This is a genomic window from Rhodopirellula maiorica SM1, from assembly GCF_000346295.1.
Classification (GTDB): domain Bacteria; phylum Planctomycetota; class Planctomycetia; order Pirellulales; family Pirellulaceae; genus Novipirellula; species Novipirellula maiorica.
This window is the reverse complement of record NZ_ANOG01000121.1, coordinates 1-953: the sequence shown is the minus strand read 5'-3', so window position 1 is coordinate 953 and position 953 is coordinate 1. Positions and strand designations below refer to the sequence as shown.

Genomic DNA, 953 nt, shown 5'->3' with positions numbered 1-953 from the left:
TGCAAAGCAAGTGCTGCGAAAAACGCTCGCCACCGATCCGGCTCGACGTTTTCACTACCGCTTTGGAATTTCTTTCGGCGCTGCTGAACCCATCTTGTTTGACCGAGCGACTGCTGCCTCGCCGAGGTGTTTTGATTGCACTGGGATTCATGGGGTTGCTAGGAGCAATACTAGCGACCGTGATGGCGACGGTCGTGACCGACACTGGAACGGTCGAAATTCGATCAGATGACCCCGAGGTGGAGATTTGGATTAGCAAAGGCGGTGAAACCATCACCGTGCTCGATCAGCAAGACAAACAGATTGCGATCCTCGACACAGGCACCTATGAACTGCGAACGATCAAAGACGGGAAAGACATCGAGGTTGACTTGCCGGATTCCTTCACACTCCGCCGTGCCGGTCGCGAGATTTTTAGTATCCGACGCCGAATCGCCGTCGCACCTGAGTCGGCCCCGGAACCCGCCTTGGCAGAACGAGGGATGCGACAAGTCCATGCAATCGAGTGGCCGGATGCTCATGTTTACGTCACCGACTTCTCCCCGGATGGCCGTTTAATGCTTGGTGCAGGTGACCAAGGCATCCGTTTGTGGGACGTGGATTCAGGGGAACTGGTTCACGAGTTACAAGGACACGAGGGCTACGTCAATGCGGCGGCTTTTAGCCCCGATGGGAAAATCGTCATCTCGGGAGGTTGGCAGGACAACATGGTCGTCCTCTGGGACGTGGAAACCGGCAAGCCATTGCGCCGACTGGCGGGGCATGAAGCCGGAATCACGCGAGTGGATGCATCGAGTAACGGAAAGCAAATTCTGTCGTCGAGTGCGGATCGGACACTGCGCATCTGGGATCGTCAAACCGGCGAGTTGCGGTCCACGCTTGACGGGCACTCCCGTATTTGCGGAGGTCGTTTCTCAGCCGATGGCAAGCAAGTGCTTTCGTTTAGCCATGAT

At 56.3% G+C, this 953-nt stretch carries 1 protein-coding gene; it reads left to right on the top strand.

What is annotated here, in order from left to right; genetic code table 11:
- Positions 1-953 (top strand): WD40 repeat domain-containing protein (locus RMSM_RS36355; protein ID WP_390172580.1); only part of this gene is annotated, 953 nt, incomplete at both ends.